This is a genomic window from Hymenobacter sp. IS2118 (genome assembly GCF_000715495.1).
Lineage (GTDB): Bacteria > Bacteroidota > Bacteroidia > Cytophagales > Hymenobacteraceae > Hymenobacter.
The window spans coordinates 70240-89574 of sequence record NZ_JNLX01000183.1 but is presented as its reverse complement, the minus strand read 5'-3'; the positions used below and the strand labels follow the sequence as shown (position 1 = coordinate 89574).

Annotated in this window: 14 protein-coding genes; 8 read left to right on the top strand and 6 right to left on the bottom strand. The window is 62.3% G+C overall.

Going from position 1 to position 19335, the window contains the following annotated elements; genetic code table 11:
* Positions 1-95: 95 nt before the first annotated feature.
* Positions 96-1022 carry a mechanosensitive ion channel family protein gene (locus GM79_RS19725; protein WP_051719102.1) on the bottom strand — a complete coding sequence of 309 codons (927 nt, stop codon included), beginning with the start codon at positions 1020-1022 and terminating at the stop codon, positions 96-98.
* A gap of 305 nt (positions 1023-1327) precedes the next feature.
* Between GM79_RS19725 and GM79_RS19720 the strand changes: the two genes are divergently transcribed.
* The 5 genes from GM79_RS19720 to GM79_RS19700 all read left to right on the top strand — a co-directional run bounded on the left by GM79_RS19720 (position 1328) and on the right by GM79_RS19700 (position 7250).
* A complete protein-coding gene (locus tag GM79_RS19720) occupies positions 1328-3232 on the top strand; it encodes a mechanosensitive ion channel family protein (protein WP_035567276.1) in 1905 nt (634 codons plus the stop codon).
* 19 nt (positions 3233-3251) lie between these two features.
* On the top strand, positions 3252-4361 hold the full coding sequence (locus GM79_RS19715) for a porin (RefSeq protein WP_161787225.1): 1110 nt from the start codon (positions 3252-3254) through the stop codon (positions 4359-4361).
* A 205-nt stretch (positions 4362-4566) separates the two neighbouring features.
* Complete coding sequence (locus GM79_RS19710) at positions 4567-5517, top strand: cation diffusion facilitator family transporter (RefSeq protein ID WP_051719100.1); 951 nt, start codon at positions 4567-4569, stop codon at positions 5515-5517.
* 66 nt (positions 5518-5583) lie between these two features.
* Positions 5584-6762, top strand: a complete 1179-nt coding sequence (locus tag GM79_RS19705; protein WP_035567274.1) for a hypothetical protein — start codon at positions 5584-5586, stop codon at positions 6760-6762.
* Positions 6759-7250: a methylated-DNA--[protein]-cysteine S-methyltransferase gene (locus tag GM79_RS19700; RefSeq protein WP_035567273.1), complete on the top strand. Its 492-nt coding sequence runs from the start codon at positions 6759-6761 to the stop codon at positions 7248-7250. The genes GM79_RS19705 and GM79_RS19700 overlap by 4 nt, the downstream gene beginning before the upstream one ends.
* A gap of 128 nt (positions 7251-7378) precedes the next feature.
* Here the strand turns inward: GM79_RS19700 and GM79_RS19695 are convergent, their stop codons facing one another.
* Entirely contained in the window at positions 7379-8263 is an 885-nt protein-coding gene (locus GM79_RS19695) for an alpha/beta hydrolase (RefSeq protein WP_035567271.1), read from the bottom strand.
* Between the two features lie 207 nt (positions 8264-8470).
* On the opposite strand from GM79_RS19695, the gene GM79_RS23375 reads away from it, so the two are divergent.
* Together GM79_RS23375 and GM79_RS19685 are read left to right on the top strand one after the other, a co-directional pair.
* On the top strand, positions 8471-9244 hold the full coding sequence (locus GM79_RS23375) for a hypothetical protein (protein WP_152560099.1): 774 nt from the start codon (positions 8471-8473) through the stop codon (positions 9242-9244).
* A gap of 80 nt (positions 9245-9324) precedes the next feature.
* Complete coding sequence (locus GM79_RS19685; protein WP_035567269.1) at positions 9325-10059, top strand: hypothetical protein; 735 nt, start codon at positions 9325-9327, stop codon at positions 10057-10059.
* Positions 10060-10204: 145 nt separating this feature from the next.
* Here GM79_RS19685 and GM79_RS19680 read toward each other — a convergent pair whose 3' ends face one another.
* On the bottom strand, positions 10205-12667 hold the full coding sequence (locus tag GM79_RS19680; protein ID WP_035567267.1) for a M4 family metallopeptidase: 2463 nt from the start codon (positions 12665-12667) through the stop codon (positions 10205-10207).
* A gap of 304 nt (positions 12668-12971) precedes the next feature.
* Positions 12972-14285, bottom strand: a complete 1314-nt coding sequence (locus GM79_RS19675) for an amidohydrolase (RefSeq protein ID WP_035567265.1) — start codon at positions 14283-14285, stop codon at positions 12972-12974.
* Positions 14286-14440: 155 nt separating this feature from the next.
* On the opposite strand from GM79_RS19675, the gene GM79_RS19670 reads away from it, so the two are divergent.
* The gene (locus GM79_RS19670; RefSeq protein WP_051719097.1) at positions 14441-15169 is read left to right on the top strand and encodes a phosphatase PAP2-related protein; all 729 of its coding nucleotides are present in this window, start codon (positions 14441-14443) and stop codon (positions 15167-15169) included.
* A gap of 22 nt (positions 15170-15191) precedes the next feature.
* Here the strand turns inward: GM79_RS19670 and GM79_RS19665 are convergent, their stop codons facing one another.
* Positions 15192-15362 carry a PID-CTERM protein-sorting domain-containing protein gene (locus tag GM79_RS19665; RefSeq protein WP_200875632.1) on the bottom strand — a complete coding sequence of 57 codons (171 nt, stop codon included), beginning with the start codon at positions 15360-15362 and terminating at the stop codon, positions 15192-15194.
* Between the two features lie 144 nt (positions 15363-15506).
* A complete protein-coding gene (locus GM79_RS23955) occupies positions 15507-19331 on the bottom strand; it encodes a DUF4331 family protein (protein WP_072008679.1) in 3825 nt (1274 codons plus the stop codon).
* Positions 19332-19335: the final 4 nt, after the last annotated feature.

Here is a 19335-nt window from a genome sequence, read left to right as displayed (position 1 = left end):
TTCTCAAGCCCCCGCCGCAAAACGCACCCCATGCACCCCGTCCTGCTCACTCTACGCCTGGCCGCCCTGCCCCTCCTCTTCGGCTTCTGGGCGCGTCAGGCGGGCGGGGTGGCGGGGGGCAAGGACAGCGTGGGCCCGGACTGGCCGGGGGCCATGCGTACTTCGATGGGCAGGGCCGACTGGAAGCCGGGCAGGCGAATTTCGATGATGTCGGGCGGCAGAGAATAGCCGTTGGCGGCCAGTACGGTTTTGGTCCGGTCCATCACGTTGCTGCGCAGCTCCAGCACGCCGCGCCGGTAGTCGTCGGTGGTGGTCCAGAAGAATACTTTCAGGTTTACGGTGCTGGTGGCCAGCTCGTCCACCACCACGAAAGGGCCGTGCGGGTCGGCGCTCAGGATTTCGGGTATCTGACTGATTTGCTCCAGAATGAGGTTGGTGGCGCCGGCCACGCTGTCCTCGAAATCGATGCCGACCATGAAATCCTGCCGCAGGTAGCCGTCGCGGGTGTAGTTGGTTACCTTTTCCTTAAGCACCGTGGCGTTGGGAATGTACACGTCCTTGCCGTCGAAGGTTTTGACGCGCGTGGTACGCATATCCAAGGACTCAACCCGGCCCATTACTTCCTGAATGGAAATGGTATCGCGCAGGTTGAAGGGCCGGTTGAAGGCCAGAATCACCCCGGCCAGGAAGTTTTCGGCAATGTCTTTAAAGGCAAAGCCCACCACCACCGCCGACACGCCCGCGCCGGCCATGATGCCACTCACGATGCCCGAGAAGCCGATGATTTGCAGCGAAATCAGCCCGCCGATAACCAGCACTATCCAGCGGGCCATCTTGGTGAGGAAACGGGCCAGCAGTGGGTCGTCGGAGTTGGCTGCCAGCCGGCCGTCGAGGTAAGTGCGCACCCGCGAAGCAATTACCCAGACGATTCCCAGCAGCACCAGGGCCAGCACCAGCCGGGGCAGGGCCGCTATCAGCTGGTGCCAATAGCCGAGCAGCACGCGTTGTAATTCGTCAAGCATACGAAAAAAAAGTAAGGTGAAACTTCACCCAGAACGTGTTGCAGGGCTTATCGGTTGGCTTCGGGCGCGGCTGGTTCTCGCAATCCCGCGGGCCGCTCCGGCTTGGGGGTGGCGGAAAGGGCCGCCCAATTTGCCGCACAAGGGCTGCTGCCTGCTTAGCTTTCGGGGGCAACGCTCCAACCAACACCAACCTGACGCCCGGACCAACAGCTGTTCGGCAACCAGGCCGCCGGCAGATTTTAGCCAAAGGCGAGCAGGGGTAACTTTGTCCTGCGGCTGCGCTTTCCACTTTTTAGTCAGTTCTAATGCCCCATTGCTACGCCTACCGGCTCTTGCTATCCCTGTTCCTGCTGCTGAGCGCAACGGGGGCAACCCGTGCGCAAGCGCCGGCCCCAAAACCCGCCGCGGCAACAGCCAAAGACTCGGCCCGGACGCAGGTACTTAGCAACGACCTGACCCGGCTGCGGCGGCTCGACTCGCTACGCCGCCAGAACACCACCCAGCTGGCCCAGCTGCAACAGGAGCTGCAAGGCCTGAAAAACGTGCCTAACCGTGGACGCGAGCGGGAGCTGCAGGCCCAGCTTAATTCGTTGCGCGTGGTCGATTCGCTGCGGCAGGTGCGGGCCCGCGCCTACATCGATTCGCTGAAACAGTTCGCCAAGGGCTTTGCGGTGGCGCCGCACGGCGACACGCTGTTTTTCGTGTACACCCGCTTCGGACCGTTCCGGCCGCAGGAGCGGGCAGTCCGCACGGCCAGCAAAATTCGGGAGCTGGAAAAGCAGGCCTTTTTCCGGCCCGACTCGCTCACGCTCGTGCCCTCAGAGCAAACCGTGGATTTGATGTACGGCGAGCGGGTGCTGCAAAGCGTGAGTGAAAACGATGCCCTGTGGGAAAACGTGAGCAAGGATTCGCTGGCCCGCGAGCACCGCCGCCAGATTATCCGGGCCATCACGGCCTACCAGGACGCCAACAGCTGGCAAACCTACCTGCGCGAGGCCGGCCTCACGGTGCTGGTGCTACTGGTTTTTTACTTCCTGATTAAGTACGTGAACGTGCTTTTTGGCTGGCTGCGCGGCAAGCTGCTGGCTCAAAAGGGCACCTGGTTCCGGGGCCTCAAGCTCGGCACCTACGAGTTTTTCAACGAGGACCGGCAGCTGAGCACGGTGCTGCTGCTGCTCAAGGTACTGCAGTGGGTGGTGATTCTGCTGGCCATTTACTTGGTGCTGCCCATCGTGTTCAGCATATTTCCGGGCACCCAGGGCATTGCCGATACCTTGGTGGGTTTCGTGCTGAACCCGGTGCGCAAGATTCTGCGCTCGCTCTGGAACTACCTGCCTAACCTGTTCACTATCATTGTTATCGTGGCGGTGTTTCGCTACGTGCTCAAGCTGATTTATTCGGTGAAAGAGGAAGTGCGGCAGGGCAACCTGACCATTGAGGGCTTCTACCCGGACTGGGCCAACCCCACGTATCAGATTGTGCGGGTGCTGGTGTTCTCCTTTGCCCTGGTGGTAATTTTCCCGTACCTGCCAGGCTCCGACTCGCCTGTTTTCCAAGGTGTTTCGGTGTTCCTGGGCTTTCTGCTCACGTTTGGCTCGGCGGGTTCTTTGTCCAACATCGTGGCCGGGCTGGTGCTCACTTATATGCGGGCCTACAAGATTGGCGACCGGGTGAAAATCGGGGACGTAACGGGCGACATTCTCGAAAAAACCCTGCTCGTAACCCGCATCCGCACCATCAAGAACGAGGAAATCACCATTCCCAACTCCTCGGTGATGAGCTCCTACACCACCAACTACAGCTCGGCCGCCCCCACCATGGGCCTGATTCTACACACCACCATCACCATTGGCTACGACGTGCCCTGGAAGCAGGTGCACGCCCTGATGCTGGCCGCCGCCGCCGCCGTGGACGACATTTTGCCCGACCCGGCCCCATTCATCCTCCAAACCAGCCTCGACGATTATTACGTGAGCTACCAGCTCAACGCCTATACCCGCGCGGCCGGAGCACAGGCCGGCATCTACTCGCGCATCCACCAGAATATCCAGGACCAGTTCAACGCGGCGGGCGTCGAAATTATGTCGCCCCACTACCGTGCCGTGCGCGACGGCCACCATACCACCATTCCGGCCAGCTACCTGCCGCCCGACTATGAGGCGCCCGGCTTCCGGGCCGAAAAGCCCACCGCAAACGAGCCCTCGGCCTGATAGCCTCATCATGACACCCATGAAATTGCCTTTACTACTTGCCCTGGCCGTGACCCTGGCCGTGGGGCTGGCCCGGCCCGCCGCCGCCCAAACTACTGCCCCCGCCGATACCACCGTCACCGTGTACGGCTACGTGGACGGGTATTTCGGGCTGGATTTTCCGGCCCCGGCTGATACCCGCCGGCCGGGATTTCTCTACTCGCACAACCGCCAGAACGAATTCACGGTGAACCAGGCGCTGGTGGGCGCCCGCTACGACGATGGCCGCGTGCGCGGCGCCCTGGGCCTGCAGGCCGGCACCTACCCCGAGGCCAACTACGCGGCCGAGCCCCAGGTTTTGCAGCATATCTACGAGGCCTACGCCGGCTTCCGGCCCCTGCGCCGGGCCTGGCTCGATGTAGGCGTATTCGGCTCGCACATTGGGTTTGAGTCGGCCATTTCGAAGGATAACTGGACGCTGACGCACTCGCTGGCCGCCGAGGGTTCGCCCTACTACGAGGCCGGGGCGCGCTTCACCTACCAGGCCAGCCCCCAGTGGACGCTCACCGCGCTGGCCCTCAACGGCTGGCAAAACATCCGGGAAACCAACCAGGCCAAGGCGCTGGGCACGCAGGTGCAGTGGCGGCCCGGCGCGAAATGGCTGCTGAACTCCAGCACATTTTATGGCAACGAGCAGCCCACCGACTCGGTGCGCCGCCGCCGCTACTTCCACGACTTTTACCTGACCTACGCGGCCAGCGCGCGCCTCTCGGTACTGGCCTTATTCGACATTGGTGCGCAGCAGGCCCGCCGCGCCGGCCAGGGGCACGACACCTGGCACACCGGGGCGCTGGTGCTGCGCTACCGCCTGGGCCGGCAGCCGGGCAGTCCGTTTGCGGCGGCGCTGCGCGGCGAGTACTACTATGCCAAAAACGGCGTGGTGGTGCGCGATGCCGGCCCGCTGGCCAGCGCCCCCGATTTCTTCGTGCGCGGCGGCTCTCTCAATTTCGACTACGCGCCTACCCGCCGCGTGCTGGTGCGCCTCGAAGGCAAGGTGCTCAACGGCCGCAACCCAGTGTTTGCCCCGGCGGCGCGCCCCCTGGCCCGCACCTACGCCAACCTGACGGGCACCGTCGCGCTCGCGCTATGAGGAATGGTAGCGGCAGGCGGTGCCAACACCGGGCCGCTCGGCATCGGATTCGGAGTAAGTACCCAGAGTTCAAGCGCATATCAGTGGAAGCCAAAGCCATTGGCGAAAAAGAGCGGGTGGGCCACGTCGCGGTTGGCTAACCTCCCAGCCAAGTCTGCGTAAGCTTGAGCGGCTATTCTGCGCTTTTTCCCTCTTCCCCTCTCCTATGGCTGGTGCTTCTTCTTCCAAAATCGTCGTTTACGGCGCCATTGTAGCCAATCTGGCCATTGCCGTTTCCAAGTTCGTGGCGGCGTTTTTTACGGGTAGCGCGGCTATGATGTCGGAAGGCATTCACTCGCTGGTCGACAGCGGCAACGGCATGCTCATCCTGTTTGGCATGAGCCGCAGCGCCCGCCCCGCCGATGCCAAGCACCCCTTCGGCTACAGCAAGGAAATCTACTTCTGGACCGTCATCGTGGCTGTGCTCATCTTCGCCGTGGGCGGTGGCATGTCGCTCTACAAGGGCTACCAGTACCTGCTGAATCCCGCCCCGCTCACCGACCCCACCTGGAACTATTGGGTGCTGGGCCTGGCCATTGTGTTCGAAGGCGTGGCCTGCACGCTGGCCTACCGCGAGTTTCGCAAAACCCAAGGCGACTACGGCTTCTGGCAGGCCCTGCGGCGCAGCAAAGACCCGGCAGTGTTTGCCATTCTGCTTGAGGACCTGGCCGCGCTGGTGGGCCTGGCCATTGCTCTGGCCGGTATTTATTTCGGGCATTTGCTCAACAACCTGTACTTCGATGGCGGCGCGTCGATGCTTATCGGGCTGCTGCTGGTGGGCATGGCCGTGTTTATGCTGGGCGAAGCCAAGGGCCTGCTCGTGGGCGAGGGCGCCGATGCTACCGTGCTACGCGGCCTCGAAGCCCTGGCCCGGCAGGACGCGGCCGTAGAACAGCTACGCCCGCCCCTCACCATGTACCTAGGCCCCACCGATGCCGTGCTGGCCCTGGATATTTCGTTCCGCGACCAACTCACCGCCGTGGAAGTTGAAGAAGCCGTGGAGCGTCTGCAAACGGCCATCAAGGCCAAATACCCGGATTTTAAGCGGATTTTTATTGAAGCCAGCGCGCTCACCAACCACGGCACGGGTAGCGCCCGGCCCACCGCCGTCGGCTAGCCGCGCCGCACCCTGGCGGCCGGGTGGCGCACGCCGCACTCAGGGCTTTTTGCCAGCTTATTTATCATGACCCTATCTTCTTCTAACCCCTTCCGCTCGTTTTGGATGGGTGGCTACGAATGCACCGACCAGCTCAATGCCTTCGGCCACCGCGTCGATTTTCTATCACTCACCGGCCATCTGCAGCTCATCAACGAAGATTACGCGGCCTTGGACGCGTTCCGGGTGCGTACCGTGCGCGAGGGAATTCGTTGGGCACAGATTGAGAAAACGCCCTACCATTATGATTTCAGCACGGTGCAGGTCCTGCTGGAAGCGGGCCAGCGCCACGGCATTCAGCAGGTGTGGGACTTGTGCCACTTCGGCTACCCCGACGACCTGACGCCGCTGCACCCGCTGTTTGCCCGGCGCTTTGCCGCGCTCTGCCGCGCCTTTGTGGCGTTCTACCGCAGCCAGCGGCCCGACGACGTGCTCATTGTGACGCCCATCAATGAAGTGAGCTTTATTTCCTGGCTCGGGGGTGATGCCCGAGGCACGGTGCCCTACTGCAACCACCAGGGCTGGGAAGTGAAGTACGGCCTGATGCGCGCCTACATCGAAGGTGCGCACGCCCTGCGCGAAGCCGACCCCGGCATCCGCATGCTCAGCACCGAGCCGCTCGTGAACATTGTGCCGCCCTTGCGGCCCACGCCCAAACAGCGACGCGAGGCTGAGGAAGGGCACTGCAACCAGTTTCAGGCTACCGACATGCTCTCCGGGCGCCTGTGTCCGGAGCTGGGCGGCCACGCCGGGCTGCTCGACATCGTGGGCTTCAACTATTACTACGACAACCAGTGGCAGAACAACACCGACCTGAAGCTGGGCTGGAATGATGACGCGCCCGACCCACGCTGGCGCTCCTTGCGCGTCTTGTTGCGCGAGGCCTACAAGCGCTACCGCCGCCCCTTTGCCCTCACCGAAACCAGCCACCCCGGCCAGGACCGGCCGCAGTGGCTGCGCATGATTGGGACCGAATGCGCCGCCGTGCTCAGCGAAGGCCTGCCGCTGTGGGGTGCTTGCCTCTACCCCATCGTGGACCGGCCCGACTGGGACCACCTCGACCAATGGCACCAGTCCGGCCTCTGGGATGCCGACCTCAGCCAGCCCGGCCCGGCCCGCGTGCTGCACCAGCCCAGCGCCGAAGCCCTGCACGAGGCGCAAGCACTGGTGACCGCCGCGCAGGCTGTTCCTACTTTTAGGCCATGACAACTTCGGCGTACCTCGATTCTCCCCTCGGACTGCTTTCGGTCACCGGCTCTGATGCCGGCTTGAGCGCGGTCAGCTTCCACCACAACGAAGGGCACACGGCGACGCCGGCGCATGCGGTGCCCGCCTGTTTGCGGGAGGGACATCGGCAGCTGGAAGCCTACTTTGGCCGTGAGCTGCACGATTTCAATCTGACTTACGCACCGGAAGGCGGCACTGAATTTCAGCGGCAGGTGTGGCAGGCGCTGGCCGGTATTGGCTACGGCCGTACGGCATCATACCTGGACGTGGCCAAGCTGCTAAACAACCCGAAATCGGTGCGGGCCGTGGGCGCGGCCAATGGCCAAAACCCGCTGGCCATTGTGTGGCCCTGCCACCGCGTTATCGGGGCCGATGGCAGCCTGACGGGCTACGCGGGCGGCATGCACCGCAAAAAGTGGCTCCTGGAATTTGAGCAGCCCGTGCGGCAGGGCGGGTTGTTTGGGTAAGAATGAACAGCAAAGAAACCGTCATGCTGAGCTTGCCGAAGCATCTCTACCGCAATAGTAAATCAGATTACTTACTCGGTAGAGATGCTTCGGCAAGCTCAGTATGACGTGCTTTTTTCTATTACTTCTTACGCGCCCACCATTTTTAGCAAGCCTTTGTAGATAATATTGTTCTGCCAATAGAGCTGCAACACCATGGGAATGTGGTGGCGGCCGGGAATGACGGTGTAGGGCGCCGGCTGCCCAATGGCCTTGAGGCGGTCGCGGAAGCGGCCCGAGCTGCCGCTGATGCTGGGGTAGGTTTCGCCGCCGATGTAGAACAGGAAGGGCGGAATGCCGGGCCGGATTTTATAGATAGCCGACTGCTCCTTCCACACGGCGGGGTCGTTGCCGAAGGGCACGAGGTACTGCCGGTCGCCCTCGTACTTCATTTCCTTGAGGTAGCTGTACATATCCAGCCCCGCGGGGTCGTCCATGATGGCGCCGCGCACGGGGTTTTGAGGCAGGCCATTGGCGGCGAGCAGGGCATCGTCGGTGGCTAACAGGGCGGCCAGGCCGCCGCCGGCCGAATGGCCCATGACGAAGACACGGGACGGGTCGCCACCGTAGGAAGTGATGTTTTGCACGGTCCAGGCCAGGGCGCGGGCGCAGTCGGCGGCCTGCTCTGGCACGTGCACGGGCGGCGCCAGGCGGTAGTTGATGACGACGGCCACCACGCCCTGCTTGGCCAGGCGCCGGCCGATGAAGGTGTAGATGTTCTTGTTGCCACTGGTCCAGCTGCCGCCGTGAATGAAGAGTACGACCGGGTAGCCGCCCGCCGCAGGAGCTTTTGCCTTGGGCGAATACACATCCAGAATGTGCCGTTCCTTATCGAAGCCGGGGGTTGTGGCGGGCAGGTAGGCCACGTCTTTGGCGCGGCGACTGGGGCGGGCTACTACGTATTCGGTGGCCAGCACTACCACCACGGCGGCTAGTAGCAGGGCCACGGGCATTATTAAAAGAAAACGACGCATAGAATCAGAAGACAGACAATAGAGGGGGCCAGGAGTTGGCAAGCTGCCTCACCTACGCCCGGACGCGGGCCGCAGTTTGCGTCCGGGCCGCTCCCCGACCTGCTTCGGGGGCCGGATGTGCTGGCCCGTATTGGCTTTATCTTTGTCAGCAGCCTTGCCCGGCCATTTTTGTGGCGGCTGGGTTTCTTTCAACTTTATTTCCTCTCTGTGTTGATTTCTGTTTCCTTCAAACCTGTTTCGCGGCTGCTGGCGGCTTTTACACTGCTGGGGCTGGTTATGGCCGCTCCTGCGCAGGCGCAGCGCAAGAAAAACCCGGATTCGGCCGCTAACGCTGATGGCAGCCTGGCCGCTGCCGGAACCCCGGCGGCTCGGTTGGCCCGCCTGCAGCCGCTATTTGGCGGCCTCACGCCCGAGCAGGCCACGCAGCTGTTCGGCGCGGTTCAGCTAAAGGCCATTGCCGCCAGTTTCGCCTCGGCTGACGAAGCCAGTACGTTTTTCACCACGAAGGGCTACGAGTATTTGCGCGAAAACCAACCCGACACGGCCGCTTACCGCTTCAATCTGGCCTGGCTTCTGAATCCACAAAACGCCGAGGCCTTTCGCGGTCTGGGCATTTTGGCGAGCAGCCAGCCCACGCCCGATGCGGCCATTGACCTGCTCAACAAGGGTTTTGCGCTCTCGCCCGACAGCACCCTGCTCATGAGCGACCTGGGCACCAGCTACCTCATGCGCTACGGCCAGACCAAGAAGAAAAAAGACCTCAAAGCCGGCATGGACCTGCTCCAGCGCGTCACAACGCTCGAACCCACCAACGGCACGGCCTGGCAACAGCTGGCCCGCGGTCTGTATTACGAAGAAAAGTACCCGGAAGCGTGGGAAGCGGTGCACAAAGGCCAGGCTCAGAGCATCGGCAGCCTCGACTTTGACCTTATTACCGACCTGCTGGCCAAACAGCCCGACCCCCAGGGAAAATTCAAGTAAGCACGGCGGAAACGCACGGATTGGGCCAGTTGGTCGTTGGTAGCCGTATAATCGGTTTTTTTTCACTCATTTTGGCTAGTATGCGGATTCGCAAGTTGATTTTTGGCTTGGTTGCGGCCGGAGTATTTGGTGCTCCCACCGTTCAGGCCCAGCACAGCCGGCAGGTGCGCCACTACAACTCCCAGGGCCGCCCCTACTACCGGGGCCCCTTGCACGTTACCCTCGGTGTTGGCACGGCTTTTTACAACGGCGACCTGGGCAACAACCCGGCCGACAACCTGTTTGGACCAGCCGTGAGCCTAGGGGTGCTGCAACGGCTGACACCCCACCTGCACATCGGGAGCGAGTTTTCGTACGTCAGCATGGGGGCCATCGACCAGGCCGAAGGGCGCGGCCTGGCTTTCGTGAGCAACAACGGGCTGGGCACGGTTTTTCTGCGGTTCGACCTGCTGCGCGACGAGTCCATCTTTGCCGGCTCGCGGGCCGAGTCCCCCAAATTCCAGCTCTACGTGCAGGGCGGAGCCGGGCTGCTGCTCTACAGTCCGCGCCTGTACAAAGACACGGAACGGCCCAGCTCCCTCACTGAATTCTTCCAGCCCGAGCGCAACGACTACCCGGCCCTGGCGGGCGTAGCCCCCGTGGGTGCCGGCTTCCAGGTGCGCCTCACCGACCAGGTGCGGGCCGGCCTCGAAGGCAATTACTACTTCACCACCACCGACCAGCTCGACGATGCCAGCACGCGCCTCGGTGGGGCCTCGCTCAACAAAGATGGGTTTGGCACGCTCATGCTAAAGGTGGATTACTCGCTGCGCTAAGCAAATTGCGCCACTAAAAAAGGGCCTTCAGCAATGCTGAAGGCCCTTTTTTAGTGATTAGCGGTTAGTGGTTAATGATTAGTGATTAACGGTTTAGATAAGAGGGCATCTGGCCGTAGTCATTCGCCCATTAACCATTAATACCTTATTGCTTCACGAAGCGCTGGTGGAACACTTTCTGCCCGTCGCTCACGCTCAGGGTGTACATGCCCTTGGCCAGGCCGCTGATATTCAGCGTACCGTTGCTGAAGGTGGTGCCTGCGATGCGTACGCCACGGATGTCGGTTACGACCACGCTGGTAGCTTCAGCATTGCCGGGCAGCACGAGGCGTACGGCGTCGGTAGCGGGGTTCGGGTAAACCTCCAGTTTGCGGGCCGCTTCGTTGCCGAGCGGGGTGGCATCGCCACCGGTCAGGCCGTAATTGCCGCCCGCAATGGCTGCGCCGCCGGTGATATTGACGGTGTAGTCTTCGGTTTCGCCGTAGCTGTAGGTGTTGCAGCTGGTGGTGGCCGCGTTATCGCTCAGCACCACGCGCAGGCGGGTGGCCCCGGTGCGAGCCGTAGCCGGCACGGTGAAGGCCCCGCTGAGCGTAGCCGCGCTGGCGCTGCTGCCGCTCACAATCAATTCGCCGGCATCGGTGAAGTCACCGTCGCGGTTGTAATCGATGTAAATCTTCCAGTTCTCGGTGTAGGCCGTGCTGGTAAAGCCCGCCGAGAAGCGGATGGTCTGCGCCGAACCGGCGGCGATGCTCGTGCTCAGGGCCGTGCCGTTGTAGTAGCCCGCGTCCTTGGCCGAGGTGCGGTTGATGGTGCCCAGGTTCACGTAGTCAATCCACTCGTAGGCCTGGCTCGTGCCTTTGCTGGCGCAATAGGTAGGCGTGGTAGTCGGTGGAGGCGTCGTGGCAGCAGCAGCACCCACGCCCACGGCGTACCAGGCGTTGGTCACAGCCGTTACCTGCGCCGAGCCGGCACCGTAGAGGTCCGTGGCCGACTGAATGGAGAACGAGCGCGCAGCGGCGTAGTTAGACGAAGCCGTGAGGTACACGCTTTCGGTGCGGTAGGCAATTTTAGCCGCCGCGTCGATGCCGATAGCAGCTACGTTGTAGACGCTGCCAATGTCGTTGGTACCGGACTTGCCCACGCTCAGGATGTAGAACCAATGGTTGAGCACGCCCGAGTTGGTGTGCACGCCGCCTTGGTCGTTGGCATTGCTGGGGGAGCTGCTCAGGGGTGCCCAGCTGGTACCAAAGTAGGTATCGGGCTGGCCTTCGGCGTTGGGGTTACTCATCGAGCGCAGCGAAGGCCGCACTTTGTCAATGTCTTCGCCAATGAGCCAGGTTTGCTTGTTCGGCGACTTGTAGTACTCCACGCAGGCACCCCAGATGTCGGAGAAGCCTTCGTTGAGCGCGCCCGATTCGTTGGCATACGTCAGGTTGGCGGTGCTGGAGCACACGGCGTGGCCAATTTCGTGGGCCGCCACGTCGAGCGAAGTCAGCGGGTCGAAGCGGGTGGCCCCGTCGCCGTAAGTCATTACCGAACCGTTCCAGTAGGCGTTTTCGAAGCCCTTGCCGTCGCCGGGGGTGTCGTCGAAGTGCACGTAGCTCTTAATTTTGGCGCCGGCGTTGTTGTAGGAGTTGCGGCCGAGCACATTTTTGAAGTAGTCGAACGTGCTTTGGGCGCCATAGTGGGCGTCGAGAGCGGCGTTGTCGAAGTTGGCGTTGTTGTACTCCGTCCAGTTGTTGTCGGCGTCGATGAAGTCAACGGCGGCAGTGTAGCTGTTGCCCTTGCGGGCGTTGTAGGTTTCGATGCCCGCGCCCCGGGTGAGCTCGCGCAGGCGGTAGCCGCCGGTGGCGGTTTCGGTAGCGCTACTCACCGTGCCCGAGTACTTGGTCCCGAACGTGCCGGTAGCCGCAACGTGCTTGATGATGTTGTCCTGCAACACCACTTTGCCCGTGCGGGCATCCACGTAGATGTAGGCGCGGCTGACGGGCTCCTGCGCGTACACGTTGAATTTCCAGGCCAGCACCAGCGCGCCTTCGTTGGCGCTGATGCGCCGGTCGCGCACAATCACCAGCTCGCCTTTGGGCAGGTAGGTGGCGGCCCGGTCGTTTTCCTGCTGCTTCAGGCCGGCCTCTTCGGCGGCGTCCTGCCACATGTATTTACGGGCCCCCACTCTGGCCAGCGCCCGGCTCAGCGCCGTGGCTTCGCTGATTGCCGGCGTGGTGCTGAGGCCGGATACTTTTTCAAAATCTCCGCTGATGCTCTCGATGGCGCCGCCCTTGGCGTGCACGCTGTAGTTGGCGTGTTCCACCTTCACGCCCTTGTAATACTGCGAGAACTTCTGGTGCGTGAAGCCCAGCTGGTCCAGCTCGGTGCGGGTGGGCCGCATCTGGTCGTCGCTGCCGAGGCCCAGCTGCTGGCGCAGCACTTGCGCGCCTTCACTGGCTTTGTAGCTGGCCCGGCCAGCCGCGTTGAACTGGACTAGCTCGGGCTGGTTGTCGGCTCCCACCACTTTTGCCTGAATACGGGAGGCGTCCTGCGCCTGTGCCGTAGTGGATGCCAGGGTGCCGAGCAAAAGAAGCGCAACAGCAGAGTATTGTTTTTTCATGTAAGCTGTTTGAGGAATAATGATGAAAGATTAAACATAGATTGAGCATTTCGCATCAATTCTGCTGCAACCTAGTCATTTCTTTTACAACGAACAGTATTTACTAGTAATTTTATTAAAATCGCTCAATCTTATTAAAATTACCAACTCCCGACTGTACCCCCATAAATAAAATTATTCCTGTAATTAAGATAAAAAGCCGGGGCTTCGTTAAAGCAAAAAAGGCTCTGCTAAGCGCCCAGTGCCATTGCAGGGTTGCGGACGCTAGCCCCGCAGCCATTGCGTGCCCGCGCGATGGTGGCAGCTAGGGCTTTTTTGCGCCCAGGTAATCGGCCGCCAGCGTGGCCAGCGTTTTCACACCCAGCGTGAGGCCGCTCTCGTCGAGGCGGAAGCCGGCGGTGTGGTGGTCGGCGGCGGTGGCGGGGTCCTGCCCCTTCTTCATGCCACCCACGAACAAGAACAGGCCGGGCACTTTTTCCTGGTAGTAAGCAAAGTCCTCGGCCCCAGTTACAGCCTTGATTTCGCGCACGTTGGCGGCACCCGCGGCGGCTTGCAGGGTGGGCAGCATGCGGGCCGTCAGAGCGGGGTCGTTGCTGGTCACGGGCACGTAGGGCTCAATAGTAACCTCGGCAGTAGCACCGGCACTTTCGGCTATGTTGGTGGCAATGCGGCGAATGGAAGCCCAGATTTGCTTTTGAACGTCGGTGTTCAGGGCCCGGATGGTACCGCTCATTTCCACGTCGGGCGGGATGACGTTGTAGCGCACCCCGGCGTTGAGCGTACCCACCGTCACCACGGCCGCGTCGTCAATCAGCTTCACCTGCCGGCTCACGATAGTTTGCAGGCCCAGGATAATCTGAGCGGCCGTCACCACGGGGTCCACGCTGTTCCAGGGGTAGGCGCCGTGGGCCCCTTTGCCGCTCACTTTGATGGTAAACCGGTCGGACGAGGCCATGGTGCCGCCCGGCCGGTACGTCAGCTTGCCCACTTCGGTTTGGGCGTTGATGTGAACTCCAAACACGGCATCGACCTTGGGCTTGTCGAGCACGCCTTCCTTCACCATGAGCTTGGCGCCACCTTCCACACCCGGCAAGGAGCCTTCTTCGGCGGGCTGAAAAATGAATTTCACGGTGCCGGGCAGGTCCTTTTTCACCTGGCTCAGCACCTCGGCGGCACCCATGAGCATGGCCATATGGGTGTCGTGGCCGCAGGCGTGCATCACGCCCACGGGCTGGCCCAGGTAGGTGGCGGTGGCTTTTGAGGCAAAGGGCAGCTCATTGGCTTCGGTGATGGGCAGGCCGTCCATGTCGGCGCGCAGAGCCACCACGGGGCCGGGCTTGCCACCGCGCAAAATGCCCACTACACCGGTGCGGGCCACGCCGGTCTGTACTTCCAGGCCCAGCTTTTTGAGGTGCGCGGCGATAATGCCGGCCGTGCGGGTTTCTTCGTTGCCCAGTTCGGGGTGCTCGTGGAAATCGCGCCGCCAGGCAATCACCTTGCTCTCCTGCTGGGCCGACAATTGGGCAATGCGGGCATTTAGCGCTGTGTTCTGGGCCTGGGCAGTCAGGCCAATGGTGTTGAGCAAAATACCGGCGAAAAGAATGGTACCGAAGCGCATAGGACAGGCGGAATATGATGAGAACAAGGAGCCAGCGTGAATTTCATCGCCGGGCAATGTTACGCCACAGCCCGGAACTTACGGGCCACTGTTCAGGCGGCAGCGTATTTTCGCGGCCGCTCCTGTGGTCGTTTTTATCCAATTTATCCTTTCCGATGGCTCCGCTCCTGGATTCCGGTGATTTACCCCCGGCTTCGCGCGCAGTGATGGTCAGCCAACTACCCGAACAATCCTGGACCGTGGCCTGGGCGCAGCCGGGCTTTCGGGGGCGGCTGGGGCTGGGGCTGGGGCTGCTGCTGAGCTTGCTACCGGTAGTGCCGCGCTTCTACCACTTCATTCAGTCGCGGCCCGGCCCGCAGCTCACCGACCCGCTGCTGGCGCTGCTGCCGGTGCATGACGTATCAGCCGCCACGTTTGGGGTGATATACGGCGGCATCGCGGCGGTATTGGTATTTCTGCTACCCCGGCCGCAGTTGCTGCTGCGGGCTTTGTGGGCGTATTTGTTTCTGCAGCTGCTGCGCATGCTCACGCTCTGGCTACTGCCCCTGGACCCACCCGCCGCCCTGCTCGTACTGCACGACCCGGTGGTGGACCGCCTTTTTGAGGTAACCAGCCAGCCCATCGTACGCGACTTGTTCTTTTCGGGCCACACCGCCACCATGACCCTGCTGGCTCTGGCCGTGCGGGGCCGCAGCTGGCGTATGGCGCTGGCCGTGCTAACGGTGGCCGTGGGCACATTGGTACTAGTGCAGCGCGTGCACTACAGCTACGACGTGCTGGCCGCGCCCCTCTTCGCCTGGCTGGCGTACCAGATGGCCGGGTGGGTGTGCGTCGGTACTGCTTCTAAACAAAAACAGCCCCGCCAGAGTGACGGGGCTGTTTAGTAGCCAAAATTCTTCGTTGAGTTTATTTTTTGGTCTGGGCGACGCGCAGCCGCTTCAAGCCGTAGACGCCACCGGCGGCCAACAGTAGCGACAATCCGCCATCAATGGGTACCTGCGTGGGGTTGGGCACTACATCGGGCCGGGGCCCACCCGAGTCCGGTTGTGCCAGGGCAGCGCCAGCGGTGAGCAGCATACATGCCACGGCGCCATAAAAGGCATGTGCAAGCGACGATTTGTTCATTGCTGAGTGGTTTAAAACAAGGATTCAAACAAGTAAGTCTTCTGGTGTGCAACCGGGGCCAGTATTTCCAGCCCCGGTTGCGTTACCTGGCGTTGCTTATTCAACCACGACGCGCTTTACTACCGGGGCCGGGCCACCGGTCAGGCGTAGCGAGTACACGCCGGGGGTCAGCCCCGAAACATCAAACTGAGCCGAAGCACCTGCGGCCGTAACCGTGAGCGTGCGCTGCGTCACCAGCTGCCCGATTTGGTTGTAGAGGCTCGCCGTTACCGGTACGCGGCCCAGCTCGGCGGGCAGCAGCAGCGTGAAGCTGCCATGCGCCGGGTTGGGGAAAAGCTGCACCTGCTTGGCCAGGGCCGCAGGGGCGGTAGCCAAAGGAGTAGCGGCGGGCCCAAAGCGCAGGCTGAAGCGGCCAGGAATGCTCAGCAACTGTGCTTTGAACGTATAAGTAGGCTGTTTGGCCAGGTTTATTCGGGCCCCGGTTTCGGTGTCGAGCAGCTCTACCAGCGTGCCCGCGCCAAAGTTCAGCAGGTCCACCGCGTTGAGCGTGTAGCTGCCCGTGGCGGGCACGGTCAGGTTCAGGGGCACCGTTACGGACCCGACCAACATTGGCAGGCCGTTCACCGACAGCTCATCGCTGGCAATGATGCTGCTCACGTTCAGCCGCGACGAATTGGCCAGTTTGTAGGCATCGAAGCGGGCATCAAACGCGGGCGTGGCGCCCTGCTCGAAGTACACGTAGGTTTCGTCGATGAGCGGGCTGCTGTTCTGCAGGCGCAGCTTCACCACCGGCCGGGTATCAGCCGTACCCCGGTTAAAGCTTGGAGCAGCTGCGAAGGTCGTAACCCGCGCCGCGTTGTTGAGCGCGAAGCTGCCCGTGGTCTGGCCGTTACTCACGCGGGTGAAGAAGCCCTGCATCGTCGCCACCAGCGGGTTGCCCATGCCGTTCACGTAGCTGCGGTACTGGCCGTCGTAACGGCCGGTGCTCTGGTACACGTACACCGCGTCGTCGACGTTGGTGCGCGTCACACCGTCCGTCTGGCTGAAGTCAAGCGGCGACGGGTACGGATTGCCCAGAAACTGCCAGCCGCTCTTCGGCTGCGCGTCACGGGTCAGGTTGGTGCGGCTGATGGGGCCGTTGTTGAGCGTACCCCGCAAATCCACCACTACGTTGGCTGCAATGTTCGCCGTGTAGCCAGTCAGCAGGCCCATCGGGTCAGTGGCGGCCGGCACCACAAAGCCCTGGTCAAACGCTTCTGCCGAGCTGGCAGCGCTCATCACCCGGGCCTGGTCGTAGCCAAACACCGTTGGGAATGGAGTTACGGCAGTAGGCACCGGTGCGGTATTGTAGGCTTGGTTGAATACCGGCCGGAAGCCCGTTGCGGCCAGGTCCGCGAGGGTGGTGTTGCTCACCGGCGAGCTGTAGTGGCGGTAGCCCAGCCCACTGTTGAAGGCGGGGTCGATGGCACGCTGCACGATGGCCGGGCCGGTCACGACGCCGTTGGTGTTCACCACCAAGGCGGTACCAGCGGTAGGAGTCGAGAGCAGGGTCAGGCGTTGGGTGGTGCTCGTGGTCAGGTTGCCGTTGGTCAGGGCCAGGGTCTGCACAATGCGCACCCCGCCGTTGTTCACCGTCAGGCCGGCGGCGTTGTTCACCGTCAGGCTGCGCACCTGCGCGGGCAGGCCCGTGCCGGTGGTCTGGGGCTCCAGGCCATTGTACTCGTAGTTAGCATCGGCGGCAAAGGTGCGCGTGCCAGTCAACTGAATGGCACCTCGCAGGCCCGTGGCCGCAATGCCGTCGGAGCTGCAGATGCGCAGTGTGGCACCGGCCTGCAGCTCAAAGCTGCCGGGACCGGTGACGGGCAGGCAGCTCGTAGCCAGTACGCCGCGGGTGCTCAGCACGCCGCCCGACTGCACGGTCAGGGTACCGTTCACCCGAATGGGGCCGTTGAAGATGGCAACTCCTGAGCCCGTTATGGTGATGTTGTTGTACTCGCCAGCATCCACGGGCATCACGGTGTTCACCGTCAGGTCCGGAATCACCCGCGCGTTGGTCGGGCCGCTGGCCGAACCTGTGCCGCGCCAGGGCGTCTGCACATAGGGAAATTCGGTGCGGAAGGTTGTGTCGTTGACTTCCACGCCGGTAGTAAACGTTACCTCAGCCAGCAGCTTGGGGGTAACGCCCGATGCGCTGCCGGGCATAAAGTCATCGAAATACAAGCCCACAGCGGCCAGTACCAGGCCACCCACGGCCTTCAGCTCAATCTGGTCCACGGCGTCTTCCAGGCGGCGCCCGTTGGGGAAACCGTCCATGTTCGGGATGGGCTGCAGGCTGGCATCGCCGTTGAAGCGCGGGTCCGTCAGGCCCAGCACCGCGGCTTGCAGCAGCCCTTGGTTGCTGAAGTCGGCCGAGCTGCGGTCCGTCGTTGGCACGGCCATGTTCAGGCGCAGCATGTCGCCGCCGGGGTTGGTGCGGCCCGAAGCCGTGAAGGGCAGGAAGTTGTTGATGAACGGCTTACCTTCCGAAAGCGGGTTTACGGCCGCGTTGCCAGCCGAAAGCGGCGTTTTGCCGGTGGCCAGCTGGTAGGGCGGCAGGTTGGGCACGCCCGTGTGGAAAATGGGCTTGATGTCGGCCGAGCGGGGCTTGCCGGGCACCAGCAGGTAAGAACCGAACAGCGTGGGGTCGAAAGCCGTGCCGGTAACCAGCGAGCTGCCCACCAGTACCGCAAGGCCATCGGCCTGGTTGCGGAAGTCGAAGCCATCGGCGCCGATAACCGGCTGGCCGGCCAGCGACTTGGTTTGCATCCGTAGCGCGTTCAGGGCCGGTACTGCTTCCCCAAAGAAGGTCTGACCATCCATTTTAGGCGCGGCCGGAGCTACGGGCATGTTGTCGGCCGTGTAGAGGCCCAGCTCGGGGTTAGAGAGGTAGTCGTCGGTGATGGCGGCTTCAAAATAAGGCGAAGCTGCGTTCCAGGCGTCCTTGCTGCCAATGGGATTGATAACCTCATTGGTGAGCGGCATGCCCAGGCGCGATACCTGTACCCAGGCACCGCTGGCGCCTTCGCCGGTGTTGGCGTCGAAGGTGCGCAGCTGGGGCCGGCTGGCCGAAGCCCACACGCCGATAACGAAATCGGAGTCCAGAATACTGGTAGCTGTCGTCACGGCCCGACCGGTTTTCTGCAGCGTCTGAATCGGAATGCTCAGCGCGATGGAGTGGGTGTTTTTGCGCGAGAGGCCATCGGTAGCGTTGCCCGGCCGCAGGCCAGCCAGGTCGAAAATGGCGCCCAGGTCGGCAAAGAACGGGTCGTCGGACGGGGCGCAGAGAATGCGCTCGCCGCCGCCGCCGCCAGCCGTCTTAATAGCACTGGTGCGCAGCGACTCATAGTTCGCCGCCCCCAGGCCCACCGGCCCTTCAATCGAGCGCGGGCCAATGTTGTTTGGCGGCACCACACCACCCGTGATGATGTTGCCCTGGCTAACCCCGTCCACCAGCTTCTCGCAGGTATAGGTAGTTTTCAGGTTCTGCTTGTTCAGCCGGATGTTGAAAAAAGTGGTGGGGTCTTCGTTGGTACGCGTGAACGTGAAGCGGTAGGTAATGTCATCTACGTTGGTGCTGCCGTCGTTTTTCACGTGCACTTCGTAGCGCACGTTTTCGCCAAACGTGGAGTAGTTGGGGCCGCCGTGGGGCAGCTCAAACGGAATGTAGTTGGCAATAACCACCACGCGGCTCTCGTCTTTGGGGTCGCGGAAGGCGTAGAGGTCGGTGTTGTCGGCCACCGGGTCGTCGGCAATGAGCGGGGCCTCGCGGTGGCTGCTGGCTTCCAGCGGCGTGTGTTGAACCGAGCTCCACATCGAGAGCCCAACCGCGGTGGCCGCCAGCGCGGGCAACACGAGGTAAGTACGTAAAATTTTATAAGTCATTTTC